27 protein-coding genes and 1 tRNA gene are annotated in these 26,924 nt (G+C 57.2%); 15 read left to right on the forward strand and 13 right to left on the reverse strand.

Features of this window, described 5'->3' with window-relative positions; translation table 11 throughout:
• Positions 1 to 843: 843 nt before the first annotated feature.
• Positions 844 to 1,722, reverse strand: coding sequence for a DUF262 domain-containing protein (locus MHN28_RS08235; RefSeq protein ID WP_239337874.1), 879 nt, complete (start codon positions 1,720 to 1,722; stop codon positions 844 to 846).
• A 300-nt stretch (positions 1,723 to 2,022) separates the two neighbouring features.
• Positions 2,023 to 2,109: transfer RNA gene (locus MHN28_RS08240), tRNA-Leu, on the reverse strand.
• A 144-nt stretch (positions 2,110 to 2,253) separates the two neighbouring features.
• Between MHN28_RS08240 and MHN28_RS08245 the strand changes: the two genes are divergently transcribed.
• Together MHN28_RS08245 and lipB are read left to right on the forward strand one after the other, a co-directional pair.
• Positions 2,254 to 2,913, forward strand: a complete 660-nt coding sequence (locus tag MHN28_RS08245) for a DsbA family oxidoreductase (protein ID WP_239337876.1) — start codon at positions 2,254 to 2,256, stop codon at positions 2,911 to 2,913.
• Positions 2,914 to 2,952: 39 nt separating this feature from the next.
• Entirely contained in the window at positions 2,953 to 3,609 is a 657-nt protein-coding gene (gene lipB / locus MHN28_RS08250) for a lipoyl(octanoyl) transferase LipB (RefSeq protein ID WP_239337878.1), read from the forward strand.
• 304 nt (positions 3,610 to 3,913) lie between these two features.
• On the opposite strand, the gene MHN28_RS08255 is transcribed toward lipB, so the two are convergent.
• Positions 3,914 to 4,855: a cation diffusion facilitator family transporter gene (locus tag MHN28_RS08255; protein ID WP_239337880.1), complete on the reverse strand. Its 942-nt coding sequence runs from the start codon at positions 4,853 to 4,855 to the stop codon at positions 3,914 to 3,916.
• An 83-nt stretch (positions 4,856 to 4,938) separates the two neighbouring features.
• Here MHN28_RS08255 and MHN28_RS08260 point away from each other — a divergent pair, with 83 nt between their 5' ends.
• Positions 4,939 to 5,364, forward strand: coding sequence for a helix-turn-helix domain-containing protein (locus MHN28_RS08260; RefSeq protein ID WP_239337882.1), 426 nt, complete (start codon positions 4,939 to 4,941; stop codon positions 5,362 to 5,364).
• A gap of 10 nt (positions 5,365 to 5,374) precedes the next feature.
• Here MHN28_RS08260 and MHN28_RS08265 read toward each other — a convergent pair whose 3' ends face one another.
• The gene (locus tag MHN28_RS08265) at positions 5,375 to 5,794 is read right to left on the reverse strand and encodes an HIT family protein (protein WP_239337885.1); all 420 of its coding nucleotides are present in this window, start codon (positions 5,792 to 5,794) and stop codon (positions 5,375 to 5,377) included.
• Positions 5,795 to 6,083: 289 nt separating this feature from the next.
• Here MHN28_RS08265 and ctaD point away from each other — a divergent pair, with 289 nt between their 5' ends.
• The 4 genes from ctaD (at position 6,084) to MHN28_RS08285 (ending at position 10,176) form a co-directional block, all read left to right on the forward strand.
• Positions 6,084 to 7,742, forward strand: a complete 1,659-nt coding sequence (ctaD, locus tag MHN28_RS08270) for a cytochrome c oxidase subunit I (protein ID WP_239337887.1) — start codon at positions 6,084 to 6,086, stop codon at positions 7,740 to 7,742.
• A gap of 161 nt (positions 7,743 to 7,903) precedes the next feature.
• The gene (locus MHN28_RS08275; protein WP_239337889.1) at positions 7,904 to 8,932 is read left to right on the forward strand and encodes a bestrophin family protein; all 1,029 of its coding nucleotides are present in this window, start codon (positions 7,904 to 7,906) and stop codon (positions 8,930 to 8,932) included.
• A gap of 105 nt (positions 8,933 to 9,037) precedes the next feature.
• A complete protein-coding gene (locus tag MHN28_RS08280; protein ID WP_239337890.1) occupies positions 9,038 to 9,637 on the forward strand; it encodes a 2-hydroxychromene-2-carboxylate isomerase in 600 nt (199 codons plus the stop codon).
• A 44-nt stretch (positions 9,638 to 9,681) separates the two neighbouring features.
• On the forward strand, positions 9,682 to 10,176 hold the full coding sequence (locus tag MHN28_RS08285) for a DUF2244 domain-containing protein (RefSeq protein WP_239338179.1): 495 nt from the start codon (positions 9,682 to 9,684) through the stop codon (positions 10,174 to 10,176).
• A gap of 21 nt (positions 10,177 to 10,197) precedes the next feature.
• Here MHN28_RS08285 and MHN28_RS08290 read toward each other — a convergent pair whose 3' ends face one another.
• Positions 10,198 to 10,680, reverse strand: coding sequence for a GatB/YqeY domain-containing protein (locus MHN28_RS08290; RefSeq protein ID WP_239337891.1), 483 nt, complete (start codon positions 10,678 to 10,680; stop codon positions 10,198 to 10,200).
• A gap of 183 nt (positions 10,681 to 10,863) precedes the next feature.
• Between MHN28_RS08290 and carA the strand changes: the two genes are divergently transcribed.
• Positions 10,864 to 12,030 (forward strand): glutamine-hydrolyzing carbamoyl-phosphate synthase small subunit, encoded by a 1,167-nt coding sequence (gene carA / locus MHN28_RS08295; protein WP_239337892.1) that lies wholly within the window; start codon positions 10,864 to 10,866, stop codon positions 12,028 to 12,030.
• An 81-nt stretch (positions 12,031 to 12,111) separates the two neighbouring features.
• Positions 12,112 to 13,986 carry a glycosyltransferase gene (locus tag MHN28_RS08300; RefSeq protein ID WP_239337893.1) on the forward strand — a complete coding sequence of 625 codons (1,875 nt, stop codon included), beginning with the start codon at positions 12,112 to 12,114 and terminating at the stop codon, positions 13,984 to 13,986.
• Between the two features lie 3 nt (positions 13,987 to 13,989).
• Here MHN28_RS08300 and MHN28_RS08305 read toward each other — a convergent pair whose 3' ends face one another.
• Positions 13,990 to 14,637 (reverse strand): GntR family transcriptional regulator, encoded by a 648-nt coding sequence (locus MHN28_RS08305; protein ID WP_239337894.1) that lies wholly within the window; start codon positions 14,635 to 14,637, stop codon positions 13,990 to 13,992.
• Between the two features lie 101 nt (positions 14,638 to 14,738).
• Between MHN28_RS08305 and MHN28_RS08310 the strand changes: the two genes are divergently transcribed.
• From MHN28_RS08310 to MHN28_RS08320, 3 genes are all read left to right on the forward strand, one after another.
• Positions 14,739 to 15,383, forward strand: coding sequence for a pyrimidine 5'-nucleotidase (locus MHN28_RS08310; RefSeq protein WP_239338183.1), 645 nt, complete (start codon positions 14,739 to 14,741; stop codon positions 15,381 to 15,383).
• 85 nt (positions 15,384 to 15,468) lie between these two features.
• Positions 15,469 to 15,717 (forward strand): hypothetical protein, encoded by a 249-nt coding sequence (locus MHN28_RS08315; protein ID WP_239337897.1) that lies wholly within the window; start codon positions 15,469 to 15,471, stop codon positions 15,715 to 15,717.
• A 76-nt stretch (positions 15,718 to 15,793) separates the two neighbouring features.
• Complete coding sequence (locus MHN28_RS08320) at positions 15,794 to 16,990, forward strand: UbiH/UbiF family hydroxylase (RefSeq protein ID WP_239337900.1); 1,197 nt, start codon at positions 15,794 to 15,796, stop codon at positions 16,988 to 16,990.
• A gap of 10 nt (positions 16,991 to 17,000) precedes the next feature.
• Here MHN28_RS08320 and MHN28_RS08325 read toward each other — a convergent pair whose 3' ends face one another.
• The gene (locus tag MHN28_RS08325; protein WP_239337901.1) at positions 17,001 to 18,128 is read right to left on the reverse strand and encodes an aminotransferase class V-fold PLP-dependent enzyme; all 1,128 of its coding nucleotides are present in this window, start codon (positions 18,126 to 18,128) and stop codon (positions 17,001 to 17,003) included.
• Between the two features lie 231 nt (positions 18,129 to 18,359).
• Between MHN28_RS08325 and MHN28_RS08330 the strand changes: the two genes are divergently transcribed.
• Positions 18,360 to 19,061 (forward strand): GntR family transcriptional regulator, encoded by a 702-nt coding sequence (locus MHN28_RS08330; RefSeq protein WP_239337904.1) that lies wholly within the window; start codon positions 18,360 to 18,362, stop codon positions 19,059 to 19,061.
• A 6-nt stretch (positions 19,062 to 19,067) separates the two neighbouring features.
• Here the strand turns inward: MHN28_RS08330 and MHN28_RS08335 are convergent, their stop codons facing one another.
• Together MHN28_RS08335 and MHN28_RS08340 are read right to left on the reverse strand one after the other, a co-directional pair.
• Positions 19,068 to 19,526 carry an Lrp/AsnC family transcriptional regulator gene (locus tag MHN28_RS08335; protein ID WP_239337907.1) on the reverse strand — a complete coding sequence of 153 codons (459 nt, stop codon included), beginning with the start codon at positions 19,524 to 19,526 and terminating at the stop codon, positions 19,068 to 19,070.
• Entirely contained in the window at positions 19,523 to 19,978 is a 456-nt protein-coding gene (locus MHN28_RS08340) for an Lrp/AsnC family transcriptional regulator (RefSeq protein WP_239337909.1), read from the reverse strand. Before MHN28_RS08340 ends, MHN28_RS08335 begins: the two co-directional genes overlap by 4 nt.
• 131 nt (positions 19,979 to 20,109) lie before the next feature.
• On the opposite strand from MHN28_RS08340, the gene ilvC reads away from it, so the two are divergent.
• Both ilvC and MHN28_RS08350 read left to right on the forward strand, forming a co-directional pair.
• Entirely contained in the window at positions 20,110 to 21,132 is a 1,023-nt protein-coding gene (ilvC, locus tag MHN28_RS08345) for a ketol-acid reductoisomerase (RefSeq protein ID WP_170441820.1), read from the forward strand.
• A gap of 78 nt (positions 21,133 to 21,210) precedes the next feature.
• The gene (locus tag MHN28_RS08350) at positions 21,211 to 22,113 is read left to right on the forward strand and encodes a DMT family transporter (protein ID WP_239337911.1); all 903 of its coding nucleotides are present in this window, start codon (positions 21,211 to 21,213) and stop codon (positions 22,111 to 22,113) included.
• On the opposite strand, the gene glmM is transcribed toward MHN28_RS08350, so the two are convergent.
• The 4 genes from glmM to MHN28_RS08370 form a co-directional block, all read right to left on the reverse strand.
• A complete protein-coding gene (gene glmM, locus MHN28_RS08355) occupies positions 22,110 to 23,453 on the reverse strand; it encodes a phosphoglucosamine mutase (RefSeq protein ID WP_239337913.1) in 1,344 nt (447 codons plus the stop codon). The two genes, MHN28_RS08350 and glmM, sit on opposite strands and share 4 nt — an antisense overlap.
• 34 nt (positions 23,454 to 23,487) lie before the next feature.
• Entirely contained in the window at positions 23,488 to 24,486 is a 999-nt protein-coding gene (gene folP, locus MHN28_RS08360) for a dihydropteroate synthase (protein WP_239337914.1), read from the reverse strand.
• A complete protein-coding gene (locus MHN28_RS08365; protein WP_239337915.1) occupies positions 24,483 to 25,403 on the reverse strand; it encodes a dihydroneopterin aldolase in 921 nt (306 codons plus the stop codon). The genes folP and MHN28_RS08365 overlap by 4 nt, the downstream gene beginning before the upstream one ends.
• Before the next feature lie 102 nt (positions 25,404 to 25,505).
• Complete coding sequence (locus MHN28_RS08370; RefSeq protein ID WP_239337916.1) at positions 25,506 to 26,879, reverse strand: multicopper oxidase family protein; 1,374 nt, start codon at positions 26,877 to 26,879, stop codon at positions 25,506 to 25,508.
• Between the last annotated feature and the right edge of the window lie 45 nt (positions 26,880 to 26,924).

Below are 26,924 nucleotides of genomic sequence, written 5' to 3' on the forward strand. Positions count from 1 at the left end.
CGCGCCATAGAACAGGGTGGCTCTTCACCGCAAGTCGGCATGTTTCAAATGTCAGTACATAGTCGTCAAACTGCAGAGGCCGAGTATGCATCACTCGATTTCGAACCGGAACTAGGTTGTTAAGCCTAGAAGAGATTGATCTATAGTGTTTTCGTCCTTTTTCCCCAAGGAATGCGGAGTTCTTTGACAAAACGTGTAGTGTGTCGGACAGGTTAGTGTAGTCTAGAAGTGACTGCGGTTCGGATAGGTCTCCGCTGTCGCGCCGACAACGGTCCACAAGACCAGAAACGACCTCTTCCCCAAATGCTTCATTCAACTCGACAAATGGAAGAACATAGTCGGAGATCGCCTTGCGTAGATCTTTCTCCATCGCGGAGAGCAAAGCATAAAGCACCAATCGAGTTCGAGCTGACGACATCCTCAATTCCTGTTCGTTATTGTTTTCACTTGATGAATCGGACTAGCTCCGAAACGTTTGGATGCACCCTAAAGATCTGCCAACCGGCTTCAAGGATACAAAACTCGTGTTTGAAGGTGGCACAATCAAACCAAAAACGACGGCTCCGACATACGCATTAGGCAATTCTACAGAAACTGGTTTCAACTTGGCTTGAGCTTTGCACTAGGCGTTGCAACTGGTTGCAGCGCCACCGTTTTAATCAATCTTAACCATCCGAAAACCACTTCTGCCCAAAGCCCCGTAAAATATGGATTTTTATCTGCCCCACTAGACGTTGTCCGCGCCTGTTAACATCAAAATTATCCACTATTGCCAGCCAAAAACGTTGATCTATGTCACAAGGGGTGGAGAAAAAATCTGGGCTGTATGTTCGTAGCCGTTGATTACTTCAGCCCAGCTGCTTCTACCCCCGAAGGATATTTCTCTCGTACAACCTCATACTCCGATAGCCAGTAGTGGCGCAGAAACCGCTTCAGTTCGATCGAGCCTAGATGCAATACCATCTCACGCCAGTTTGCTTTCGTTTGTTCGAGCCTGTTTCCTGACTTCGAGAAAATGTAGTTTTTAAGCAGGTCTGCAACTGAAAGGGCCAATCCCCGGTCGTTCAGTGTTTCGAACAGCAAATACGCGTCACGGTCTTCTTTGACGGCAATACGAATGACTTGAAAAGTGTCATCCATCGCTTCTGTTATCGAAGTGACCAATTCTCCAAGAGACATATGGCCATCCAACTGTTCTTGGACTTTGTCATAAAGGTTGCAGTAACAAGAAGCCAAGAGACGGTTCGTCTTCAACAAACTGCGTTGATTGGATGCCCGTCGAATTTGCTCTATACCGACAGGGTTTACTATATACTCATCGTAGAATTTTCGGTTGTTCGTGTTCAAGGTCAGTTTGGGCGCAGTATCTTTTGACTGGTAATTGAACTTGCCGAGAAAATCTGTGCTGATCTGTTTTGCTGTGTCATCCTCACCCAGCCGCGCGGCATGGTCGCGAAGCACGCAAATTAGGATTGATATTGTTGTCAATCGCTGTTGCCCATCGATGATCATGTAATTCGAAGGGTTTTGGTCGTTTATCACAAAGGAACCAAGGAAGTAATCATCATTTTGGTTCAAGATAGCGGCCTGAAAGTCGTCCCAAAGCTGGTCTACCTGTTCGCTTTCCCAACTAAAATCTCTTTGGAACTCTGGAACAGAGTAGCGCTTCCCGTCACGCAGCATTGTTCCAACATTGGTTGCTCCAGTATCGATATTCGCCACTACGACGCCCCTTAATGTTGATTTGTCTTTTTAGCTTTCAACCGATGGATGCCAAACGCCGCTATCCCATTCAAGTACAATGTTGGAAGTGCGACATATCGATAACGGAAGAAGTCAATTGGTACTAAGAATTTACCTACAGGTGCAGTTGACGATTGGAAGATACACATCTTGCCAGCAGCAAATCCAGTGCGCACTCATGCCGCAATCGAGCGGAAGCAGAAAGGTGGCCTAAGGGGTGGTCCGATTGCATGAATAATCACACAAGCGCTTGTTTTTTAATATATTTTGTAAGTAATTTGGTGCGGTCGAGAAGACTCGAACTTCCACGGGAGTTACCCCACAGCGACCTCAACGCTGCGCGTCTACCAATTCCGCCACGACCGCACTGCCAGTGACTTGGTAGAGGCGCGTATAGACGGTGGCGAACAGGATGTGAAGAGGCAAAAAACACGCTGGTTTGAATTCCTCTTTGCTGCCCATATCTGTAGCATGTACATCGCTAATCGCCCCTTTCCTCGGAGCCCGTCTATGACCGCGCAAGAATCCCGCCCAATTGTCCAGATTGATATCGTGTCGGACGTTGTCTGCCCGTGGTGTATCGTTGGCTTTCGCCAACTTGACCAGGCTTTGCGGGAACAAAACGTACTGGCTCAGCTCAGGTGGCATCCGTTCGAGTTGAACCCGAACATGCCCGCCGAAGGTCAGAACCTGCGAGAACACATCGTGGAGAAGTATGGCTCGACACCAGAACAAAGCCAGCAGGCGCGTGACCGCCTGACCCAGCTGGGGTCCGAACTGGGTTTTACCTTTAACTTCAATGATGACAGTCGAATGGTGAATACCTTTGCCGCACATCAACTACTGGATTGGGCCGAGACTCAGGTCCGCCAACATCCTCTGAAGATGGCTCTTTTCGCGGCTTACTTCACGGACCAAAAGGACGTCTCCAGGATCGAAGTCCTGCTGGATGCCGCCCAGGACGCAGGGCTGGACCGGGATGCCGCGCGCGAGGCCCTTGAATCAGGCAATCACGTCGCGCCGGTTCGGGAGAAACAGCAATTCTGGACGAACAACGGTGTTTCCGGTGTTCCGTCAATGGTGTTCGGTGGCAAGTACCTGGTGACAGGGGCTCAGGGGACCGAGACGTACACGAAAGTTCTGCAGCGATGTCTGGCCGAGGCCGCGTGACCTCTTTTCTTTGCTCGGCCCCAGCGATAAGGAACCGCCATGGAATGGAAGATCACTGACGGGCTGACCAACTACAACGACGCCGTGGCCTTCATGGAGGCGCGCGTTGCCGCTATTGCCGCTGGCGAAGCAGACGAATGCGTCTGGCTGCTGGAGCACCCGCCGCTATACACTGCTGGTACATCGGCTCGGATCGAGGACCTGACCGATCCAGATCGCTTTCCAGTATATGAGGCCAAACGCGGCGGCGAGTATACCTATCACGGCCCCGGCCAACGTGTTGCCTATGTCATGCTTGATCTGAACAAACGCGGCAAAGACGTCCGCCGTTTCGTCAAGCAACTGGAAGAATGGGTCATCGCATCACTTGCCGAGTTCAACGTGCATGGTGAAATCCGGGACGGTCGCGTCGGGGTTTGGGTGCGGCGTAACGACAAACCTTTGACCGCATCCGGCCAGCCTGCCGAAGACAAAGTGGCCGCCATCGGGCTGCGCCTGCGCAAGTGGGTCAGCTTCCACGGTATCTCGATCAACGTTGAACCGGATCTGGATCACTTCTCGGGCATTGTGCCCTGCGGCATCACCGAGCACGGAGTGACTTCGCTTGTCGATCTGGGGCTTCCGGTCACTTTGGCCGACGTGGATACGGCATTGCAGAAAACTTTCGCGGAGATTTTTGACCCGGTTGGTGCTTAAAAGGGTGCTGGCGAATCGTCCGAGCCGCATGAAACGTTGACAATCCCACGAAAGCCGCACCTTCTGTTTCCATAGCGAGCCAAAATTTCCAAATGGCTACCGCTCATTTGGTCGAAATTAACGAAAATCTCACTCAAATAGATACATCCCGCGCGTTTGAGGGTAGTATGGATTCACCGTTCTTAGAGTGAGTGGTGTGTTAACCGGTGATCTTGGGTCATCCCATGTAATCGGAAAAGTATTTGGTAACGAGTCTGCCGTTCCGACCCCAAATCGGAGCGGCAATTCTCGTCCCACACCGCGCTTAGCCTTCCCCATGCCCAAAACGAGATGACCCGACGCAGGCACGATCCTCCTGTTCAATCTCCAGCGTCGCGTGCCTTATTCCGAACTGATCACTCAGCGCTTGCCTGACACCGGACCTGACCCCTTCTGCCTCTGACCAGGCCGGGGCTGCAATGACCAGATGGGCCGTCAGGGCGAATTCGCGCTCCTGCATGCTCCAAAGGTGGACATGATGGACATCGGCGACGCCTGGCATGCTCTCTATGGTCGAAGCGACCTCTTCGGGGTCGAGTCCGGGCGGCGCGGCCAGCATCAGAACTCGGATCGTTTCGCCAATCTCGCTTTTGACATGCCACAGGATGTAGACAGAAATCATGATCGTGACCGTCGGGTCCACCCATGTCCAGTTGAACAGGATCACCGCGCTGCCAGCTACGATGACAGCGATGGATCCCAGGGCATCCGCCACATTATGCAGGAAGGCCGCCCGGATGTTCATGCTTTCCTTGGCCATCGTATAGGTCAGCGCAGCAGTGATAAGGTCCACGATCAGGGCCAGGGCTGCTATCCAGATGACGATCCAGCCGTTAATGGGCTCTGGTTCGAAAAACCGCATGACGCCTTCGTAGAACAGGTACACCGACAGAACGATCAATGTTGTGTAATTGACCAGCGCGGCGACGACCTCGGCACGGCCATAGCCAAAGCTCATTCGGGGATCTGCCGGACGCCGGGCAATCTTGCGGGCAAAAAAGGCGATGACCAGCGCAATGGCATCCGAGAAATTGTGCAGGGCATCCGCGATCAGCGCCAGCGACCCCGAGAAGATACCCCCGACAACCTGCGCCAGTGTCAGGAACATGTTGACGGCAATCGCCCAGACCACACGTGCATCACCCGCTTCGGGATCAATGTGAGTGTGCGTGTGGGTGTGCCCCTTGTGAGAATGATCATGCGGCATCTTATTGTGTGTCCCTTGTTATGACTCCACACCGCATGTAATTCCTCTAGTTACTAGAGGTTCAAGAGCCCAAGGCAAAAAAGATGTATTCGATTGGAAGTCTGTCGCGCCGGACCGGGGTAAAAGTTCCGACGATCCGGTTTTATGAAGACAAAGGCCTGTTGCCTAAGCCAGAGCGAACAGCGGGCAATCAGCGCCGGTATGACGAGACAGCGTTGAAACGGCTGCTCTTTATTCGCCATTGCCGTGACTTGGGATTGCCGCTGGCCGACGTCGTGGGCTTGCTGTCCCTGGAAGGCGCATCCGGCAGCGACCTCAATCGGGCGCATGAAATTGCCGAGAAGCAACTGGCCGACCTCAGGGACCGTATTGCCCGCCTGCAAAATCTCGAGGCTGAACTGACCCGAATTTCAGCGGCCTGCGACGGAAAGCACGACCACGTCTGCGCCGTGCTTCACGCCTTTGGTGATCATAGCGAATGCATGGGTGCGCACTCGAACACAAAGTAAACCGGGTCGCTCAGCTCAGCGCGGCTTTGACCCTTTCACCGTGTTCTGCGATCAGATCAAAGTCGCCCATCGTTCCGGGCGCACGCACCGCGACGCCGTCATGGCGTGGCAGGACGTGGAAATGCAGATGGAAAACCTCCTGCCCTCCGGCGGCTTCGTTGAATTGCTGGATCGTGAGGCCATCCGCATCGAAGGCCTTGACCACAGCCTTTGCCATTTTCTGAACCGTCGCCATTACCGCTGCAAGTTGCTCGGGCGTTGCGTCCAGAATGTTGCGGCACGGCGTTTTAGGGATCACCAGCAGATGCCCGTCCGCGCGTGGCATGATATCCATGAAGGCCAGGGTTTCATCATCTTCGTAAACACGGGTCGACGGAATCTCGCCACGCAAAATCTTGGCAAAGATGTTTTCAGGATCATAGGCGGCCATAACAATTCTCCGATTGGGACGTTGGCACCAGTTCTGCGGTGCCCCTCGACTTGGGTCAAGCGCTGATAGCACGCCAAGCGAATAGCCCTTGAAATCCCGGCGCTGATACCCAGATGAGTGCTGAATTTGGTCGATAAAGCGCGGGTCAGCCTCTTGCCCGCGACAATTAATCTTGATCCAGATCAAACTCGACCATTGAAGGTCGCCCCCCCGCAATCTAAAACCAGCAGGAATCCCGCGCGTTGGAGAGGTCCGGCTGCGCGGTGCAGTTGCAACAGGAGGCACCTAAATGGCAGACGCAGCCATTCATGGTCACGAGCATGAAGACAATCGCGGTTTCTTTACCCGCTGGTTCATGTCGACCAACCACAAGGACATCGGGATTCTGTACCTGATCGTTTCGGCACTTGCCGGTCTGATCTCGGTTCTGATGACCGTCTACATGCGGCTCGAACTGATGCACCCCGGTGTTCAGTACATGTGCCTGGAAGGCTTCATGGCCGACCCATGTACCCCCAACGGACACCTGTGGAACGTCATGATCACCTATCACGGTGTTCTGATGATGTTCTTTGTTGTCATTCCGGCCCTGTTCGGCGGATTTGGCAACTATTTCATGCCGTTGCAGATCGGCGCGCCGGATATGGCGTTCCCGCGGATGAACAACCTGTCCTTCTGGCTGTACGTTGCTGGTACCTCGCTCGGTGTGGCTTCGCTGCTGAGCCCCGGCGGCAACGACCAGCTTGGTTCGGGCGTTGGTTGGGTTCTCTACCCGCCGCTGTCGACGACCGAAGGCGGCATGTCGATGGACCTTGCGATCTTCGCCGTGCACGTATCGGGCGCCTCCTCGATCCTCGGCGCGATCAACATGATTACCACCTTCCTGAACATGCGTGCCCCGGGCATGACCCTGTTCAAGGTGCCGCTGTTCAGCTGGTCGATCTTCGTCACCTCGTGGCTGATTCTGCTGTCGCTGCCGGTTCTGGCGGGCGCGATCACCATGTTGCTGATGGACCGCAACTTCGGCTTCACGTTCTTTGATCCTGCCGGTGGTGGCGACCCGATCCTGTATCAGCACATTCTGTGGTTCTTTGGCCACCCGGAAGTGTACATCGTGATCCTGCCCGGCTTCGGCATCATCAGCCACGTGATCGCAACCTTCGCGCGCAAGCCGATCTTCGGTTACCTGCCGATGGTCTGGGCGATCATCGCGATTGGTGTTCTGGGCTTTGTCGTGTGGGCGCACCACATGTACACCGTTGGCATGTCGCTGCGTCAGCAGGCCTACTTCATGCTGGCCACGATGGTCATCGCGGTGCCGACAGGCGTTAAGGTCTTCTCGTGGATTGCGACCATGTGGGGCGGCTCGATCGAGTTCAAAACCCCAATGCTGTTTGCCTTCGGCTTCCTGTTCCTTTTCACCGTTGGCGGTGTGACCGGTGTTGTGCTGTCGCAGGCGGGTGTGGACCGCGCCTATCATGACACCTACTACGTGGTTGCGCACTTCCACTACGTGATGTCGCTTGGTGCCGTTTTCGCAATCTTTGCCGGTGTATACTTCTATTTCAGCAAGATGACGGGCCGTCAGTATTCCGAGTTCTGGGGCAAGATTCATTTCTGGCTGTTCTTCATCGGCGCCAACCTGACCTTCTTCCCGCAGCACTTCCTGGGTCGTCAGGGCATGCCGCGCCGCTACATCGACTACCCCGAGGCATTCGCCCAGTGGAACTTTGTATCGTCGATCGGCGCGTTCATCTCGTTCGCCTCGTTCCTGCTGTTCTTCGGTATCGTGATCTACGCCCTGCTGCGCGGTGCGAAAGAGACGCGTCCGAACCCGTGGAATGAATACGCGGATACGCTGGAATGGACCCTGCCCACACCGCCGCCCGAGCACACTTTCGAGCAGCTGCCCAAGCAGGAAGACTGGGACAAGGGCCACGCGCACTGATCCCGGCATCATAGAAATCGATCAAAGCCCCGCCCTGTGCGGGGCTTTTTTCTTGCCTGCACTTCGTCGGCTGTTTGGACGCGCACGTAGACACACGCAAGATCGTCCGAATAGTATTCAAAAACAGGAATTAGCGACGCGCAGGCAGACGATACTTAACCATGTTACTTCATGACGGCATTTCCATTCGAAAGCTGATCAAGGGATCCGCTGGCTTTATCTGTATTGTGCTGGCTTGGATTTTTCTTGTTTTGGTGGTCGATGAGCTCACCCCAATTGACCTGATTTCGAACCCCAGCCCGCCGGTCGCCATGCTGGGGCTGGCCGTCGCGTTCTTCCTGGGGTTCAAGAACACATCCGCCTATGGGCGCTGGACAGAAGCAAGGCGCGTATGGGGCGAAATAGCGAATTCAAGCCGCGATTGGGGGAATACAATCGGCACGCTCGTCCAACCGGACGGCGCCCAGATCGAACCCGAACTGCGGTGCGAGTTGGTTGAACGGCATATCGCGTGGTTGAACATGCTGGCCTATCAACTGCGCCAACCTTCCCCCAGTGGACGCACACGCCGGCCGTGGATGTTCGGCCATTCGCCTTTGTCCGACCGGGAAGAGCTGCACCAGAAACCCGAGAACTGGAAGAAAAGCCAACTGGACATGGATTTGCCGCGCCTTGAAGGAAAAAACAATCGCGCGGCCTTCCTTTTGAACTTGCAGGCCCGACGGCTTTCGGAAATGGCGCAAGACGGTAAGATTTCGCCCTACTGGCACGTGGCGCTGATGGATCGCTTGGGCCGGCTCACCGCGGCCCAGGGTCAGTGTGAGCGTCTCAAGAACACCCCTTTTCCCCGTCAGGTGGCCGAAGTCGGCCGCATGTTCAGCTGGATCTTCATCTTTATGCTGCCGCTGGCTTTCAACGACGAGCGTTCGGTCATTACCGGGGATAACGTTTCGATGATGAAAGCAGTGATGGTCGACTGGCTCACCTTTGCCCCGTTTGGCGCACTGGTATGCTGGATTTTCTTCGTCACCGAACGCGTCAGTGCCTCAATGGAGGACCCTTTCGAAGGAGATGTCACCGATGTGCCAATCTCGGCCTTGTGCCGGACAATCGAAATCGATCTGCGCCAGATGACCGAATGCGGCGTAGCACCTCAGCCTGCGCAACCCATCGAAAAAGCTCTGTTTTAAGGCACCGGTTTTGGGCGGACCTGCCGCCCGATTTCACGGCGAGTTCGAAAACCTGACCGTTTTAGGGTATCATACATCCTGAAACTCTGGGATCGGAGTAAACAGATGCCCGAAATAGATTTTTGGTATTCCATCGGCAGCACATATAGCTACCTGACGATCATGCGCCTGGATGACTGGTGCGATGAACATGATGCAGCGGTTAACTGGCGGCCGTTCAACGTGCGCACCGTGATGTCCGAACAGAAGAATATTCCCTTCGCCGGCAAACCGGTCAAATCCGCATATATGTGGCGCGACATTGAACGGCGCTCCGCCAAATATCACCTGCATGCTAAGCTTCCTGCGCCCTACCCGATCTCGGACCTCGCTCTGGCAAATCAGGTTGCCTTGCTGGGGATGTCGGACGGTTGGGGCAAAGCCTTCACCCAGAACCTGTATCGCATCTGGTTCGAAGACGGGATCGAAGCCGGAAGCGAAACGGCCATATCCGAAGCCCTGCACCGCTGCCAGCAGGACCCGCGTCTGACCCTCGCCCGTGCCCGCAGCCCCGACACAGTCGCAGCGCTGGAGACTGAAACCGATCAGGCCACGAAGCTGGGCGTATTTGGCGCCCCCAGCCTGGTCGTGCGCGGAGAGGTTTTCTGGGGCGATGACCGCCTTGACGACGCCTTGTCCTGGGCCAAGGTCGGCCACGTTACCTGATCTTTCCCATTCGAAACTCGACGGCGTTGCGCTATTTTCGAACCATGCCTTACCGATGGAAACAAACCTCTAGTTCCGAGCAGGAGTTGCGGCTGTGGCCACATAACTCCCTGCCGCCACGCTTGGCGATGTGGGTGGTGTTTTCCGTATTTCTGTTTGGCCTAATTCCCCTGCTGGCGGTGCTTGGCTCGGTTCTGCTGTGGGGTTTGCTGCCCTTTTTGCTACTGACAGTCTTGGGGCTATGGCTGGCGATCCAATCCAATTACAAAACACGCAGCGTGTTCGAGATTCTGACGCTGAACGGCACGCAGGCCCGGTTGGTGCACCACCATCCGCGTCGGGGTCAGCAGGAGTGGAGCTGCAATCGCTATTGGGCGCGCCCCGAAATGCATGTGCACGGAGGCCCGGTTCCCAACTATGTCACGCTAATCGGAGAGGGGCGCGAAGTGGAAATTGGCGCGTTTCTGTCGGAAGAGGAACGGATTGCGCTTTATGATGAGCTCACAAAAAAACTGCGCGAACCTGTCGCGCAGCCTTAGCATTCCCCGATTGATTACCGCTCAGCAGCTGCCGTTTGACGCGCAGAGCTGGTCCTTGACCATTGGACCGACCTTGCCGAAGTCCATCTGGCCAGTGTAGCGGGTTTTGAGTTCACCCATCACCTTGCCCATATCGCGGATCGACCCGGCACCCGTAGCGGTGATTGCGGTCTGAATGGCCTTTGAGACCTCGTCATCGTCCAATTGCTTGGGCAGGAATTCCTCGATGACCTCGACCTCGCGCAGCTCGCGCTCGGCCAGATCCAGTCGGCCGCCTTCTTCATAGGCACGTGCGCTTTCCTTGCGCTGCTTGGTCATTTTACCAAGAATTTCAAGAACTTCAGCGTCTCCGCAGCCCTTGACTTCTTCGTTGCTCGACGCGCGCGAAGCAATATCACGGTCTTTGATCGCAGCATTGATCAGCCGCAGCGTCGACAGACGCTCGGCGTCCTTGTCTTTCATTGCTTGCTTAAGGGCTGTGTTCACCCTTGATCGCATATCCATATGTTCTGTCCATCCCCATGGCAAAGGAACCCTGACCATATCGAAACAAAAAGCACGATACAACCGGGGGCGTATGCAGCTAACCTATTGATTTAAAACAATAGCCTAAAAATTGAACAGACTTGACCCGAGCGTTCAACCCCCTTAGGTATGCGCCGGTTTACCTTGCAGGAGAGTCGCGCCATGGCCCAGAACGCCCCGTCCAAGCCCACCGCATGTCTGGCATTGGCCGACGGTACATTGTTCTACGGTATGGGCTTCGGCGCCACCGGCCAGACCGTTGCAGAACTGTGCTTTAACACCGCAATGACCGGTTATCAGGAAATCATGACTGACCCCTCCTACGCGGGACAGATCGTGACCTTCACATTCCCTCATATTGGTAATGTAGGTGTGAACCCCGAGGATGACGAGACCGGCGATCCGGTTGCTGCCGGAATGGTAGTCAAGTGGGACCCGACCGAGCCGTCGAACTGGCGCTCGGCCGAAGAACTGAAAACGTGGCTTGAACGCCGCGGACGGATCGCTATTGGTGGCGTCGACACCCGTCGCCTGACCCGTGCCATCCGTCAGCAAGGTGCGCCCCATGTGGCGCTGGCGCATGACCCCGAAGGTAATTTCGACATCGAGGCTCTGGTTGCGGCCGCGCGTGGCTTTGCCGGTCTGGAGGGTATGGACCTGGCCAAAGACGTTACTTGCGCCCAAAGCTATCGCTGGGATGAGATGCGGTGGGCCTGGCCGGACGGTTACAAGCGTCAGGAAGCCCCGGTGCACAAGGTCGTCGCCGTCGATTTCGGCGCAAAGCGCAACATCCTGCGCTGTCTCGCTTCGGCTGGCTGCGACGTAACAGTGCTGCCCGCAACGGCCACCGCTGCCGAAGTTCTGGCCCACAACCCCGACGGCGTCTTTCTGTCGAATGGCCCCGGAGACCCGGCGGCCACCGGAGAATACGCGGTGCCTATGATCAAAGAGGTTCTGGACACCACTGACCTGCCCGTCTTTGGTATTTGCCTGGGTCACCAGATGCTGGCGCTGGCTCTGGGCGGTCAGACCGTCAAGATGAACCACGGCCACCATGGTGCGAACCACCCGGTCAAGGATCTGGATACCGGCAAAGTCGAGATCACCTCGATGAACCACGGATTTGCGGTGGATGCACAATCCCTGCCCGAGGGCGTAGTGGAAACGCACCGCTCGCTGTTTGACGGATCGAACTGCGGTATTCGGATGGCGGATCGCCCGGTCTATTCGGTGCAGCACCACCCCGAAGCCTCACCCGGCCCGCAAGACAGTTTTTATCTGTTCGAACGCTTTGCCGAAGCGATGGCCGGCCAGAAAGCACAGGCTTAATCGCTTCATCGTTCAATGTTAACCCGCTGTTAACCTTGATTGAGCAACCCTGACGCCGGGTCACCGCGTCAGGGTTTTTTTATGGTCGAACTGAACCTGCAGCAATTCGCGCGCGCCGCGCCGATTTCTGTTCGGGCGCGAAAACCCTTGGGCACCTGCCTGATTGAGCGTGGTTGCATCACTTCTGCGCAGCTTGAAAAAGCCCTGCATCTGCAATCCAGACAACAGGCCCCGCTGGGCGAGATCCTGGTGGGTGAAGGCTGGGTCAGTCGCCAGGAGATCATGGATGGGCTGTCGGAACAGAACAGCCTGCAGATTGCAGACCTCGAAAACACCGTGCCGCCGCAGGATTTGTGTGCCATCAAACCTGTCGAATTCTGGTTGGAACACAATGTAATCCCATGGCAGCGCATCGGGCCGATTCTGTTGGTTGCAACCTCGCGACCGGACCGCTTTGCTGCCGTTCGTGCCGCACTGTCGGACACCGAACACACGATTGCACCCGTGTTGGCGTCGGCAAGCCAGATTGATCGGGCAATTGCCCAATCCTTCTCTGGCGCGCTGGCCGCGGCCGCGGAAACCCGGGTCGACGAGGATCAAAGTTGCCGATCATGGACTCCAGCGGCTCGCGCGGGGCCTGTCGTGGTGCTGGTCGCACTCGTTTGTTTTTTGACGGCCTTCCCTGTTGCCGGTCTGACCATCCTTCTGACTGCCGCCGTTGCTTCTTTGATCCTGTTTATGATTTTGCGCCTGGCCGGATTATTTTCATTCTTAGCGCAACCCAGTCAGGTTCGTGCAAACTCCGAAACCGTTCCGGTACCGCTGCGACTGCCGCGTGTTTCGGTTATGGTGCCGCTTTACAAAGAAAGAGAGATCGCCGGTGCCCTGATAAAGCGGCTTCGACGTCTGACTTACCCCAAAGCCTTGCTTGACGTCATTCTGGTTCTCGAAGCTTCGGATGATGTCACACGCGCCACGCTGGATCAGGTCAATCTACCCAGTTGGATCAGGACCGTTGAAGTCCCTGAACTGAACGGGTTAACCACCAAGCCGCGCGCGATGAATTACGCGCTGGATTTTTGCCGGGGCGATATTCTGGGCGTTTGGGATGCCGAGGACGCTCCGCAACCCGATCAGATAGAACGCGTCGTCGGGCATTTCGCTCGGGTCGGTGAGGATGTTGTCTGTTTGCAAGGTGTCCTGGATTACTACAATCCCCGCACCAACTGGCGGTCGCGGTGTTTTACCATCGAATACAACAGCTGGTTTCGGATCATCCTTCAGGGCATTGCGCGTCTGGGTCTGGTCGTGCCACTTGGGGGCACGACTTTCTTTTTCCGCAGGGATAAACTGCTGGAACTAGGCGGTTGGGATGCGCACAACGTGACCGAAGACGCCGATCTGGGCGTCCGCCTCAGTCGCGCGGGTTACCGGACCGAGATGGTCGATACCACCACGTTTGAAGAGGCCAACTTTCGCGCCTGGCCATGGGTCAAACAGCGCTCGCGCTGGCTTAAGGGATTCATGGTGACATATCTGGTTCATATGCGCGCGCCGATGCGTCTGCTCAGGGACCTTGGGCTAAAGCGCTTTCTTGGAGTCCAAGCGTTTTTTCTGGGCACGATTGGCCAGTTTCTACTGGCCCCGGTTCTCTGGCTGTTCTGGTTGGCGACACTAGGCTTGCCGGGCCCGTTCGATCCGCTTTTGCCAGACTGGGCCTTCTACGCGCTGATTGGCCTGTTTCTGGCTGCCGAGATCACGAATCTGATCGTCGGAATGCTGGCCGTCGCATCCCGCGAAAGACGGTTCCTCATGCCTTGGGTTCCAACCATGCCTCTGTATTTTCCACTTGGTGTTTTAGCCGCCTACAAAGCGCTGTGGGAACTGGCCAGCAACCCGTTCTTCTGGGACAAAACCCAGCATGGGCAGGCCAGTGAAGAGATTAAGCCGCTCTAGAAATCAGTTCTCGCGCAGCACCGCGTCCTGTTTCAGGCGAGTCATGAACGCGACAGAGATATGGTCCTTCAGCGCGCGTTCGGCCGCCTCTTCATCCCGTGCCGCAATTGCTTCGACAATTCCTTTGTGCTCGCTTTGCGCAATCTCACCGCGCCCCTGAACGGCCAGGGATGTGGTCGCCATCAACGCCATGGTCCGATGAACAAGGTCCAGCTGCTGCACCAGATACCGGTTGTGCGAGGCAAGGTGGATCTGCTCATGAAACCGGCGGTTCGCCCGAGACAGCGCCGAAGGGTCGTTCACCAGAGCATCATCTGCTTCGACCATGTCCTGAAGCACTTTGATCTCTTCTTCGGTGGCATGCTTGGCGGCCAGTTTTGCCGCCAACCCTTCAAGCTCGCGCCGCACAACATACAATTCGGCCATCTGATTGTGGTCCAACGAAGCCACGATCAGCGAACGCCCATCGCGTTCCAGCAGGGATTGCGTCTCCAGCCGTTGCAGGGCTTCGCGGATCGGTGTGCGGGATACGCCAAAACGTTCCGCCAGCTCGCTTTCGACCAATCGGTCGCCGGGCTTGTAAACGCCCACATCAATCGCTTCGAGAATAAGGCTGTAGGCGTCTTTGTTGGGCTGTCGGGATTGCGGCATGGGGTGTTTTGTCTCCTCGTTCGGACATGTCTATCCGTCTCCGCCCCCCGCAATCAAGTGCAGCATTGAAAACCTTGCGCCCGCGCCCTAAACCCAAAGCCATGGTCAAACCTTCCTTTGCTCACGTCACCCAATGGGTGTTCGATCTCGACAACACTCTGTACCCGCCTCATATGCGCCTGTTCGACCAGATCGAGGTGCTGATGACAGATTACGTGGTGCAGGCCATCGGTGTCGACCGGGCCGAGGCGGATCGGCTGCGCTCGCACTACTGGCGGCAATATGGCACCACGCTGGCCGGGTTGATGGCCGAACACGATTTGGACCCCGACCCGTATCTTCACGCCGTCCATCAGGTGGACATGAGCCACATGGACCCTGACGCCGAACTTGCCGACCACATCCGGTCCTTGCCCGGCCGTCGCATCGTCTACACGAACGGCAGTGCGCCTTATGCTGAGCGGGTTTTGGCGGCACGGGGCCTGAGTGGGTTGTTCGATGCGATCTACGGGGTCGAGCACGCCGAATACCGGCCAAAGCCCGAAAAAGCCGCGTTCGAAGCGATTTTTTCCAAGGATGGCATTGATGCCGCCAAGGCCGCAATGTTCGAGGATGACCCGCGCAATCTGACGGCTCCGCACGCGATGGGAATGCGTACCGTTCATGTCGCCCCTGAGCCGCATGAAGCCGATCACATACACCACCACACCGATGATCTGACAGCGTTTTTGGCCCGCCTGCGGTAGGCTGTCACACTGCGACGATCTGCACATTCTGCAGGTGCAGCATCGTCCCTATATGCGCCTTGCGACGAACAGAATCGGAGACCCCATGAGCGCGATCGAGATGCCTCGGCGCCTGCCAATCTGGCAGCGCCTGTTATTTGCAATCCCCCTGTTTGGCTGGATGGCCCGCGATGCCGCTCATGCGAAGGGCGAAGATTGGGGCTATACCGCCGCCGCGATTTTCAGCATGTGGGGTTGCTCGGCTCTGTTGTTTGGCTTGCCAGGGCTTTATATCCCGGCCGTGATGATGGTGCCGGTGATGTTCCTGATCCTCATCCTGATTTCACGCGGCTGAAACACGGGACAGGATGTCACTTGGCACCAGCTGCGGAACCGCACTAGGTTCTGCGCAAGACTTGGAGGCCAAGGCCATGAAAGACAGCTGTGACATCCTGATTTCCGGCGGCGGAATCGCCGGACTGACTGCTGCGGCGGCCTTTGGAACTGCTGGGTTCGACGTGATCTGCGTCGACCCTACTCCGCCCATTACCGAACGCGACGTAGACGGCTCCGACTTGCGGACCACGGCTTTTCTGCAACCGGCTCATGGGCTGTTGGAACAATGTGGGTTGTGGCAACGGTTGGACGCACACGCGGCCCCCCTGCAGATCATGCGTATTGTAGACGCCGGCGGAGACGTTCCCGAACCTCGCGTGGTGCGTGATTTCAACGCCGCCGATATCTCGGATCGGCCCTTTGGCTGGAACCTTCCCAACTGGTTGTTGCGGCGCGAGATGGTGGCACGTCTGGCCGAGATGCCCAATGTCGATTTCCGCCCGGGGACCGGAACTGTCAGTCTGTTTACCCGCACTGCCGAAGCGCGCATTGGTCTGAGTGACGGAAGCCGCATCCGAGGTAAGTTGGTGGTGGCTGCTGACGGGCGCAATTCGCCCATGCGAGAGGCGGCCGGAATTAACGTCCATACCACACGCTATGGCCAAAAGGCGCTGGCCTTTGCGGTCACACACCCAATTCCGCACGACAATGTCTCGACGGAAATCCACCGCTCTGGCGGGCCATTCACCTTGGTTCCCCTCCCTGACTGGCAAGGTCAGCCGTCGTCCGCGATTGTGTGGATGGAGCGCGGTCCCCGCGCGGTTGAGCTGCTGAATACCGAGCCCGAGGCGTTCGAGGCTCTGATGACCGAGCGCTCCTGCGGCTTGTTCGGACCATTGAACCTGGCCTCGCGCCGGACCATCTGGCCGATCATCAGCCAATCTGCGGAACGCCTGTCGGGTGAGCGCATCGCTCTGATGGCTGAAGCAGCCCATGTGGTGCCCCCTATCGGCGCACAGGGTCTGAACATGTCACTTGGTGATCTGCGCAGCCTTCTGGATCTTGCGCAGGCTCGACCCGAAGGTCTGGGTGACGCGCAAATGCTGGACGCCTATCACAAGGCCCGCCACACCGAGATTGAGATGCGCGTCAAAGGTATCGACCTTCTGAACCGCGCCTCGATGATCGAAGCGCGGCCATTGCGGGACGTTCGGGCGATGGGGCTGAACGCGCTCTATTCCCTGCCGCCTGTTCGCAAGACGCTGATGCAGATGGGCCTCGGCGTACGCTGAGGCCTTGCCATCAAAGCACCTGATCCAACACGCGCTTCAGACGCGCGATTGTGCCGTCAACGTCATAGAGCTTGTCCAGACCAAACAGGCCCAGACGGAAGGTGCTGAACCCTTCCGGCTCATCACATTGCAGGGGAACGCCAGCCGCGATCTGCATGCCCAGAGCGGCAAATTTCTTGCCATTCTGTATCTCGGGATCGGACGTGTAGCTGACAACAACGCCGGGTGCACCGAACCCGTCCGCAGCCACCGAAACAATCCCTTTGTCCCGCAGCATTGCCCGGACACCGTCGCCTAGCTCCCATTGCGCATCGCGCAGTTTTTCGAACCCATAGTCGCGGGTCTCAATCATGGTGTCTCGGAAGGCTTTCAATGCATCTGTCGGCATGGTGGCATGATAGGCGTGACCACCGTTTTCGTACGCTTGCATGATCTGACGCCATTTTTTCAGATCGACCGCAAAGCTGTCCGACGTTGTCTCTTCCAACCGTGCCTCGGCACGTTCGGACAACATGACCAGCCCTGCGCAGGGGGACGCGCTCCACCCCTTCTGCGGGGCCGAGATCAGAACGTCCACTCCGGTAGCCTTCATATCGACCCACGCGCAACCGGATGCGATGCAGTCCAAAACCATCAGCGCACCGACTTCATGTGCCGCAGTGGCCATTGCGGTTACGTAGTCATCCGGAAGAATGACACCGGCCGCAGTTTCCACATGCGGAGCAAACACGATGTCCGGGCGCTGCTCACGAATGGTGGCGACGACTTCTTCGATCGGCGCGGGCGCAAATGGGGACGGGCTGGAATTGCCGGTCTCGCGTGCCTTGAGCACAGTGGCAGACGCGGTCAGCCCGCCGGTTTCGATGATCTGGCTCCAACGGTAGGAAAACCACCCGTTCCGCACGACCAGAACGTTGGCGTTGCGCGCGAATTGCCGGGCAACGGCCTCCATTCCATAGGTGCCACCACCGGGAATGACCGCAACGCCGTCCGCGTTATACACCTCTTTCAAAAGGCCCGAGATGTCACGCATCACCTGCTGAAACTGAACCGACATGTGGTTCAGCGACCGGTCCGTGAACACGACCGAGAATTCTTCGAGCCCATTGGGATCAACGGTATCCAATAGCGCTGGCATGATTTGTCCTTTCGATTTGTCGACTGCTGGCTCACGCCCCCAGCACGTATGTATCGGCCAGCACTCAAACCCAATTCTTGACCCAAGGGAACCCAAAAAATTAACGATTAATTTACTAATATTGCGTCAAATGAAACAACAAATGACGCCAATTAGTGTCAGCAACCCTTTACACTTTGACGTGTTTCTGACCAGATACGTTCACTTTGTGGAAGAAAGGTATTTCGACACGTGAATGCGCATAAGCGGATCAGTTTTCAAGTTGTTCGGGACGAAGTTAAACGAAGGATCGAAAGCCGCATTTGGCCTCAAGGATCATTGCTGCCGACGGAAACGCAACTTGCCGAAGAATTCAATTGCGCACGCGCCACAGTGAACCGTGCCCTGCGTGAGCTTGCCGAACAGGGATTTGTAGAAAGAAAGCGCAAAAGCGGAACACGGGTCAAAAAAGAGCCCAGCAAGCATGCGAAGCTTGAATTTTCCCTGGCACGTCAAACGGTTGAAGGCCAAAATGCAACTTATCGCTATTCGCTGGTCGAGCGTAACGTCGTGGACATCCCCGGCTGGCTGGCCTCGCAGATAGGGGTTACATCTGACGCGCGCGTCCTGCACGTCATCTGTATGCACTACGCCGACAATCGCCCGTTTCAGCTGGAGGAACGCTGGATCAACATCGATGCGGTGCCAGAGGTGGAACATGCCGATCTGAACACGCACGGCCCGCATGAGTGGCTGCTGAACGTAGCCCCCTTTACCGAGGCCGAAGTTGCCTTTTGCGCGATTTCCGCCGACGGCCGGTTGGCTGAATTCATGGGTACAACCGCAGGCACTTCAATGATCCAGTTGGAACGCACCACTTGGAAAAATGGTCAGCCAATGACGTTTGCGCGGATGACTCACCATCCCGGATATTGCATCCGCACCCGGTACTAACGCCGCTTACCCAATCGGGCCGGGCAATCGCTCCTCACTCAACAAAACATTCGCTTCTACGTCCCCTGCACCGGGCAATGTCATGATCCGTCGGCGCAGCACCCGTTCAAAATCTGAGAGATCACGCGCAACCACACGCAGGCGGTAATCGTACAGCCCCAATACGTGCTCGACCGTTTGCACTTCTGGAATAGCGCTTACTGCACGCTCAAAATCTTCCAGGCTGATCTGCCCCTTGCGCGCCAGTTTCACGCCGAGGAATACCGTGACGCCAAACCCAAGCGCTTCTGCATTCAACCGCAACCTACGCCCTTTGATGACGCCTGCGGTCTCCAACCGCCGAATTCGCCGCCAGGTCGCTGGTTGCGACAAGCCCAGCTTGCGCCCCAACGCCCCGGCACTTTGCGAAGCGTCCTGCGCAAGGGCGAGTAGAATCTTCCGGTCCAGTTCATCCAAGTCCGTCACAGCGGTAGAACCTCTTCGCTTTTGACCCTGGCGATGTGCATCAGTGCCTCGATATCCGCGATATGCGGCAGGGTCAGAATGCGGTCCCGGTACAGCTGTTGATAGTGAGACATATTCTTGGCGAGTACGGAAAGGCGAACATCCACGCGTCCCAGAAACGTCTGCAATTCGATAACCTCGGGGACTTTCCTGGCCGCAGCCGTGAACTCATCGAAGGCGCGTGGCTGCGTTTTGTCGAGCGTGACGCGCAGCGAGACTTCGACCGCGTAGCCAAGCACAGCCCAGTCAATCACCGCCTCTTGTCCTTGGATGATGCCGGCGGCCTGCATCTTTTCAAGCCGACGCCAACAAACGCCTTGGCTGATCCGGCAACGCTCGGCCAATTCCGCCGCTGACAGGCTGGGGTCGGCCTGAAAATGGCGCAGGATTCGCCGGTCAATGTCATCAAGCATGATTTTCTCGCACTTAGATCATTTAACGAATTATTCTTCATCTTTTTGACAAATACTCAAGCGCAACCCTATCGCCAATACCACGCTGGGCGGATAGAACCTCGGCAATCGAAACGGAAAGGACCGGCGACATGCGCGTTTATTACGATCGCGATTGCGACATCAACCTGATCAAAGACAAGAAAGTGGCGATCCTGGGCTACGGCAGCCAAGGCCACGCCCACGCACTGAACCTGCGCGATTCGGGTGCCAAGAACCTTGTCGTCGCTCTGCGCGAAGGGTCCGCATCGGCCAAGAAAGCCGAAGCCGAAGGTCTGCAGGTCATGGGCATCGCCGAAGCGGCGGCCTGGTGCGACGTCATCATGTTCACCATGCCCGACGAACTGCAGGCTGAAACCTACAAGAAGTACGTGCATGACAACATCAAGCCGGGTTCCGCGATCGCGTTTGCCCACGGCCTGAACGTCCACTTTGGCCTGATCGAGCCGAAAGAAGGCGTCGACGTCATCATGATGGCCCCCAAAGGCCCCGGCCACACCGTGCGCGGCGAATACGTCAAAGGTGGCGGCGTACCGTGCCTGGTCGCGGTCGACAGCGACGCAACCGGCAAAGCGCTGGAAATCGGCCTATCCTACTGCTCGGCCATCGGTGGCGGCCGCTCGGGCATCATCGAAACCAACTTCCGCGAAGAATGCGAAACCGACCTGTTCGGCGAGCAGGCCGTTCTGTGCGGCGGCATCGTCGAATTGATCCGTTGCGGTTTCGAAACGCTGGTTGAGGCAGGTTACGCGCCCGAAATGGCCTATTTCGAGTGTCTGCACGAAACCAAACTGATCGTTGACCTGATCTATGAAGGCGGCATCGCGAACATGGATTACTCGATCTCGAACACTGCCGAATACGGCCAGTACGTCACCGGCCCGCGGATCCTGCCTTATGAGCAGACCAAGAAGGCGATGAAAGAGACGCTGTCGGACATCCAAACCGGCAAGTTCGTCCGTGACTTCATGCTGGAAAACGCTGTTGGTCAGCCGACCATCAAAGCGGCCCGCCGCCACAACGATGAGCATCAGATCGAACAAGTCGGTAAGAAACTGCGCGACATGATGCCGTGGATCTCGGCCGGCAAGCTGGTTGATCAGGAAAAGAACTGATCCCATCAGGCATTTTCGAAAGGGCGGCCCAGTTGGCCGCCCTTTTTTGTCACAACCGATCCCTGAACTGAGGCGAAGATGGTCCAGCAGCCCACATCCCGCGACTGGAGCGGCGTTATTACTCTGGGCCTGATCTGGGGCGGCACCTTTATGGTCGTTGCCATGGCGCTGGAAGGTTATGGGCCGATAACGGTCGCCACCGCGCGCACGACCCTGGGTGCGGTGATGTTGTTGGGCCTGATGGCGGTCACAAAACGCAGGTTACCCGTTGGATCTTCAGCACTTTGGACCTCGGTCATTGTGATTGGAATTCTGTCGACGGCCCTGCCCTTCGTACTGCTGAGTTGGGGGCAGCAATACGTGCCATCGGCCTTTGCGGGGCTTTCCATGGCTGCGATTCCGCTGATGGTGCTGCCACTTGCGCATTTCTTTTCAGATGAGCCTTTGAACCTACGTCGGTTCGTGGGCGTCACTCTCGGATTCTGCGGCGCTTTGGTCTTGATCGGCCCCGGTTTGACACAACTTGGCCAAGGGTCGGAGCCACTTGCCCAATTGGCCTGCATTGGCGCCGCGCTGTGCTATTCCTGCGCGTCGATCCTGACGCGGCAATGCCCGCCGATCGATCCGGTGGTACTGGCCGCCCTGACCTTGCTGGTCGGAGCGGTAATCCTGTTGCCAATCATGTTCGTGACCGAAGGCGTGCCAACCTGGGAGGGAACCCGGCCGAGCGTTGCCATCATCGTGCTTGGACTTGTGCCAACAGCATTCGCAACACTGCTGCGCGTCTCCGTCATTCGCAGTGCAGGATCGGTTTTTATGACACTGGTCAACTACCAGGTGCCGATCTGGTCGATGGTGCTCGGCGCATGGGTGCTGTCCGAAGCGCTGCCGCTGCGTTTTTACGTGGCGCTTGCGATGATCCTGACCGGATTGGCAATAAGCCAGTGGTTCAGTCTGCGCAAAATGTTGATCGGGCGTTAACCCGCGACCGCTTCGACCTCGGCGACGATCCCGTCGACAACCTGTGTCAACAGGGCGTCATCCTCGCACTCAGCCATAACGCGGATCAGCGGTTCAGTTCCGGATTTGCGGATCAGAAGACGCCCTTGCCCGTTCAGTCGCGATTCAGCATCGGCAATCGCCGCCTGAACGCTGGCCGCTTCGAGCGGAGCCTGCCCTTCACTGTAGCGCACGTTTTTCAGCATTTGCGGCACGGTTTCGAACTGGATCGACAACTCTGATGCCTTACGACCCGTACTAACCATTTCGGCCAGGAAATGGAGCCCGGCCATCAGACCATCACCGGTTGTGGCGAAATCGCTCATGACGATGTGGCCCGATTGCTCGCCGCCCAGGTTGAACCCGCCTTCGCGCATCCGTTCGACAACGTACCGGTCCCCGACGCCCGTGCGCTCCAAACGCAGTCCATGTTCGGTCAAGTGCCTCTCCAGCCCCAGGTTCGACATCACGGTTGCAACCAGCGCGCCGCCCTTGAGGCGATCCGCTGCGGCCCAGCTTGTCGCCAAAAGCGCCATCAGTTGATCGCCGTCCGCCACCTGTCCATGCTCGTCGACCATGACAACGCGATCAGCATCACCATCCAGGCAAATTCCAACGTCCGCACCATGGGCCACAACCGTTTCTGCAGCCAATTGCGGTTTGGTTGATCCGCAATTCAGGTTGATGTTCTTACCATTTGGCGCGGTGCCCACGGGGATCACGTCCGCACCCAACTCCCAAAGAACTTCGGGCGCTGTTCGGTGTGCCGCGCCATTGGCGCAATCGACCACAACCTTAAGCCCGTCCAGTCGCAGGTCGCGAGACAGCGAGGACTTTACGCGCTCACCATAACGAAACCGGGCGTCGTCAACTCGGCGGGCACGGCCGATATTCTGTGCCTGCGCGGGCCGTACGCCCTCTTCGATCAGTTTTTCGATCTCGACCTCGGCCTGGTCCGACAATTTGTACCCGTCCGGTCCAAAGAACTTGATGCCATTGTCTTCGGCTGGGTTGTGACTGGCCGATATCATAACCCCCAGATCCGCACGCATGGATCGCGTCATCAGACCAACGGCTGGAGTCGGCACCGGCCCAAGCAGCAACACGTTCATACCGGTCGAGGTCAATCCGGCGGTCAAAGCATTTTCAAGCATATAGCCGGACAGGCGCGTATCCTTCCCGATTACGACGCGGTGTGCGCCGGACTGGTCGCGGCGGAAATACCGCCCCACGGCTGCCCCGATGCGCAATGCCATCTCGGCCGTGATCGGATGCGTATTGGCGGTGCCTCGCACACCATCGGTTCCGAACAGCTTGCGCATAATGTTACTCCGTTATTTCTTGCCTGCGTCCGGATTACCGGACGGCAGCCCACAGGCGCAAGGCCTGAGCTGTTTCGGCCACGTCATGTACGCGTAGAATCTGCACGCCTTGAGACAATCCGGCCAAACCTACAGCGATTGATCCCGGTGCCCGGGCATCCTTGCGCGGCTCTTTGCCAATCTGGCCGATAATTCCTTTTCGGGACACGCCCAACAGAATCGGACAGCCCAACCCGTGGAACAAGCTGATACCTTGCAGCAAGGCGAGGTTGTGCGCCTCGGTTTTGCCAAAGCCTATGCCCGGATCAACTACGATCTGATCCCGGTTCAACCCGAGCTTTTCGAGATAGGCCACTTGCCCTTCAAGAAAATCGAATACGTCCAACAGCACGTCTTCATAGGTCGGATCGTCCTGCATTGTGGCGGGATCGCCCTGCATATGCATCACGCAAACCGGGGCGCCGACTTCGGCACAATACGGGGCCAATTCCGGGTCGAACGTAAAGCCGGACACGTCGTTGATCAGCCCTGCTCCGGCCTCCCACGCAGCTTTGGCAACGGCGGATTTACGCGTATCAATGGACACCAACGCGTCAGTGCGGGTTTTGATGGCTTCGATCAGCGGACGCGTCCGGGCGATCTCTTCATCTTCATGCACGAAAGTCGCGCCAGGTCGTGTCGATTCGCCACCGATATCCAGAATAGTGGCATCCTGAGACACCATATGCTCCGCCGCAGATTGCGCGGTCTGGACCGAGTTGTGCACTCCTCCATCCGAAAAGCTATCTGGCGTTGCGTTCAGAATGCCCATGATGTGCGGGCGAACCATGGATAGGCCAGCGATGTCCGCGCGCGGACGTGTCAGGCGATTCAGAGCGTCTTGTGGGACATCCCTAGCCGCGATGATCTGCGGCCTGTCCAATCGGCTCAGCCGTTCAACATGAGTGAACCACAGCGATTGCCCAGCCAAAGGCACCGCACCCGCAGGACGGTTAACTCCATGCTGAACCAGTGGCCGGAAGTAGTCGGTCACAGTTGCGCCTGATCCACGGGCACTGCACGCAAGGGCGTTTTCGGCGCATCAGGCAGTGCGCCACCGATCACCAACATCTCGCTTGCCTCAAAGGTGGCTGCGAACCACGCGGCCAGCGCGACGGCATCTGATGGTGCGGCAGACGGGCCATCAACGGCGTCCAACACGATTTTCGACGGTGCCCAGACGCAGATCTGGCCGTTTTTCATGGCCCAATCCAGCTCGGTCCGCGTGGAGACCACAACGCAACGATGATCGCGCGCCGCCAAAACCCAAGCGTTCTGTTCGATCGCCAGCAGGTCAATCCGGCGCTGGGTCATCGCGTGACCCGTCTGAGCGACGGGAATTTCAGCCGCGCCGACACAAAGGATCAGCGGGCGCTGGCGGTTTTCAAGCTGATCAATCCAACCGGTCAGGTTAGGTGAAGCAATCGCTTCGTTCGACAGGAAAACCAAACGCGGATGCGGCCGTTCTTCCTCGACCATATCGTGGTGGAGGGTATCCTTGCCGCGCACAATCTCGACACCCAAAGCACCGGGTCCGCGATCCAGTTTTTCTATTCTGACAAAGGCTCTTACAGCCTGAGGTTCAAGTAGAATTCTCTCAGCTACACGGTCCGCAAGAGTTTCGAGCAGATTAAGACGCTCAGCCGCGAGCTCATATGCGATTGCCTCGGTCACACGGTCATAAGACAGAATGCGATCCACGTCGTCGTCGATCGGGTCGGTCAGCGGGCGCACTTCGACCACGATATTAAAGCAAATGCGCTGCGTCGTACCGCGCTCGGCCTGAAAAGCGCCTATCTCAACCTCGACAATATGGTCGCGCAGCGAAATACGATCCAGCGGCCCCCGGGTGGCGGTCGCTTCGGACCGCTCGGACGGGTGCGCAAAGGCAAGACGGATTTCAGAACTCATGCGACAAACCTTTTCGGGCTTCGTGGACGTGTTTGCCCAAATTAAACGATGCGCGCGCGTATAACACCGCAACATGCGTCTTTCCAGCCACCGAATGCGGCGTCAGGTGACCCGGAACCAGCTCATCATACCCGAAGCGGCATGCCCCAGCATATGGCAATGCAGCAACCAATCGCCCGGATTATCGGCAACTAGCACGATCTGCCGAGCCTGCCCCCGCTCGACCAGCACCGTGTCACGCCAAGGCCCCAGACTGCCGTCCGGCAAGACAAGTCGGAAATGATGGCCATGCAAGTGCATCGCATGGGGAAAGGCCGTTTCGTTCACGAACTCGATCCGATGGGTCTGGCCCAAACGGGCGTCGAGAAACGGATCTTCGGGACGTTCCGCATACCCGTTCAACGCCCAGAAGCGACCCAACTGCGCCAACTCTCGGCCGGTTAGTTCGGTATCCCCTAGCCTTGCGTTCTCCAGCCACCTCATCGCGCCGCCCAGCATTACCATGCGGTGCAAGGGTGCGGCATCAATCTGGACGTCCGGCATGCTATTTGCGGGCAAAGGCTCAATACCCTGTTTTCCCATTGTCGCGGACCCGGCGGAAATCGGGAAACGCACCAGCCCAAATCCACCATCCCTTTCAACGCTCACGAGACTGGCAACCTCCCCAGAAGCTGAAGTTACGTCCACGAAAAGGTCGGCCCGCTGCGCCGGAGCAAGAGGAAAGCTGTCCGAGACGATTAATGGCTCAGCCAGCGGCATCCCATCCAAGGCCACAATCCAGCCGGTCAGTCCGTCCAAGGCCACATCAAAAACCCGAGCATTCGAAGCGTTGATCAGGCGCAGCCGCAACCGCTCACCAGATCTGACCGGATGTGCGGGATCAAACCGACCGTTGACGGACACAAGGTTGCCTAACCGCCCCGCATGGCTGAGGTCATGCCCATTGTCGAAGTCATCAACAATATGGGCGGTTTCCGGATCCAGCCGCCAGTCGTCCAGCATCAGCGTCAGATCCTGACCAACATCCGGCGGGCTGGCTTCTTCTACGATCAGAGGGCCATAAAGGCCGCGTGCCACTTGCTCAACAGATCGATTATGTGAGTGATACCAATACGTTCCAGCATCCGGCACCGCGAAGTCGTATTCGAAGCTTTGTCCGGGCCCGACGGCGTCCTGCGTCAACCCCGGCACGCCGTCCATGACATTGTCGATCCGAATGCCATGCCAGTGCACGGCAGTTGGCTGGGGAAGATTGTTGACGAGCGTGCGGTTGACCCGCTTCCCCTGAGGCAATCGGATTTCCACACCGGGAACGCCGCCGCCATAGGTCCAAACGTGCGTAGCTGGATAACCATCCGGTGCGATCTGCTGCATAGCTTCTTGCGCGACCAGATCAGTTCCGACCGCCTGAGCTGCCTTAGGCAGCAACAGCAATGCGGTCGAAGTTTGCAGAAATCGTCTGCGGGATAACATCATGGCGGACCTCCTGGCCCGCTACTTAGGTCATAAAACGACCCGCGC

The sequence above is a fragment of the Ruegeria sp. Ofav3-42 genome (assembly GCF_022347725.1).
Taxonomy (GTDB): domain Bacteria; phylum Pseudomonadota; class Alphaproteobacteria; order Rhodobacterales; family Rhodobacteraceae; genus Ruegeria.

What these genes read in the sequence shown, in the direction of transcription:
- MHN28_RS08245 (WP_239337876.1), top strand. Translation starts at nt 2,254, where the DNA reads ATGACCGCGCAAGAATCCCGCCCAATTGTCCAGATTGATATCGTGTCG.
- lipB (WP_239337878.1), top strand. Translation starts at nt 2,953, where the DNA reads ATGGAATGGAAGATCACTGACGGGCTGACCAACTACAACGACGCCGTG.
- MHN28_RS08255 (WP_239337880.1), bottom strand. Translation starts at nt 4,855, where the DNA reads ATGCCGCATGATCATTCTCACAAGGGGCACACCCACACGCACACTCAC.
- MHN28_RS08260 (WP_239337882.1), top strand. Translation starts at nt 4,939, where the DNA reads ATGTATTCGATTGGAAGTCTGTCGCGCCGGACCGGGGTAAAAGTTCCG.
- MHN28_RS08265 (WP_239337885.1), bottom strand. Translation starts at nt 5,794, where the DNA reads ATGGCCGCCTATGATCCTGAAAACATCTTTGCCAAGATTTTGCGTGGC.
- ctaD (WP_239337887.1), top strand. Translation starts at nt 6,084, where the DNA reads ATGGCAGACGCAGCCATTCATGGTCACGAGCATGAAGACAATCGCGGT.
- MHN28_RS08275 (WP_239337889.1), top strand. Translation starts at nt 7,904, where the DNA reads ATGTTACTTCATGACGGCATTTCCATTCGAAAGCTGATCAAGGGATCC.
- MHN28_RS08280 (WP_239337890.1), top strand. Translation starts at nt 9,038, where the DNA reads ATGCCCGAAATAGATTTTTGGTATTCCATCGGCAGCACATATAGCTAC.
- MHN28_RS08285 (WP_239338179.1), top strand. Translation starts at nt 9,682, where the DNA reads ATGCCTTACCGATGGAAACAAACCTCTAGTTCCGAGCAGGAGTTGCGG.
- MHN28_RS08290 (WP_239337891.1), bottom strand. Translation starts at nt 10,680, where the DNA reads ATGGATATGCGATCAAGGGTGAACACAGCCCTTAAGCAAGCAATGAAA.
- carA (WP_239337892.1), top strand. Translation starts at nt 10,864, where the DNA reads ATGGCCCAGAACGCCCCGTCCAAGCCCACCGCATGTCTGGCATTGGCC.
- MHN28_RS08300 (WP_239337893.1), top strand. Translation starts at nt 12,112, where the DNA reads ATGGTCGAACTGAACCTGCAGCAATTCGCGCGCGCCGCGCCGATTTCT.
- MHN28_RS08305 (WP_239337894.1), bottom strand. Translation starts at nt 14,637, where the DNA reads ATGCCGCAATCCCGACAGCCCAACAAAGACGCCTACAGCCTTATTCTC.
- MHN28_RS08310 (WP_239338183.1), top strand. Translation starts at nt 14,739, where the DNA reads ATGGTCAAACCTTCCTTTGCTCACGTCACCCAATGGGTGTTCGATCTC.
- MHN28_RS08315 (WP_239337897.1), top strand. Translation starts at nt 15,469, where the DNA reads ATGAGCGCGATCGAGATGCCTCGGCGCCTGCCAATCTGGCAGCGCCTG.
- MHN28_RS08320 (WP_239337900.1), top strand. Translation starts at nt 15,794, where the DNA reads ATGAAAGACAGCTGTGACATCCTGATTTCCGGCGGCGGAATCGCCGGA.
- MHN28_RS08325 (WP_239337901.1), bottom strand. Translation starts at nt 18,128, where the DNA reads ATGCCAGCGCTATTGGATACCGTTGATCCCAATGGGCTCGAAGAATTC.
- MHN28_RS08340 (WP_239337909.1), bottom strand. Translation starts at nt 19,978, where the DNA reads ATGCTTGATGACATTGACCGGCGAATCCTGCGCCATTTTCAGGCCGAC.
- ilvC (WP_170441820.1), top strand. Translation starts at nt 20,110, where the DNA reads ATGCGCGTTTATTACGATCGCGATTGCGACATCAACCTGATCAAAGAC.
- MHN28_RS08350 (WP_239337911.1), top strand. Translation starts at nt 21,211, where the DNA reads ATGGTCCAGCAGCCCACATCCCGCGACTGGAGCGGCGTTATTACTCTG.
- glmM (WP_239337913.1), bottom strand. Translation starts at nt 23,453, where the DNA reads ATGCGCAAGCTGTTCGGAACCGATGGTGTGCGAGGCACCGCCAATACG.
- MHN28_RS08365 (WP_239337915.1), bottom strand. Translation starts at nt 25,403, where the DNA reads ATGAGTTCTGAAATCCGTCTTGCCTTTGCGCACCCGTCCGAGCGGTCC.
- MHN28_RS08370 (WP_239337916.1), bottom strand. Translation starts at nt 26,879, where the DNA reads ATGATGTTATCCCGCAGACGATTTCTGCAAACTTCGACCGCATTGCTG.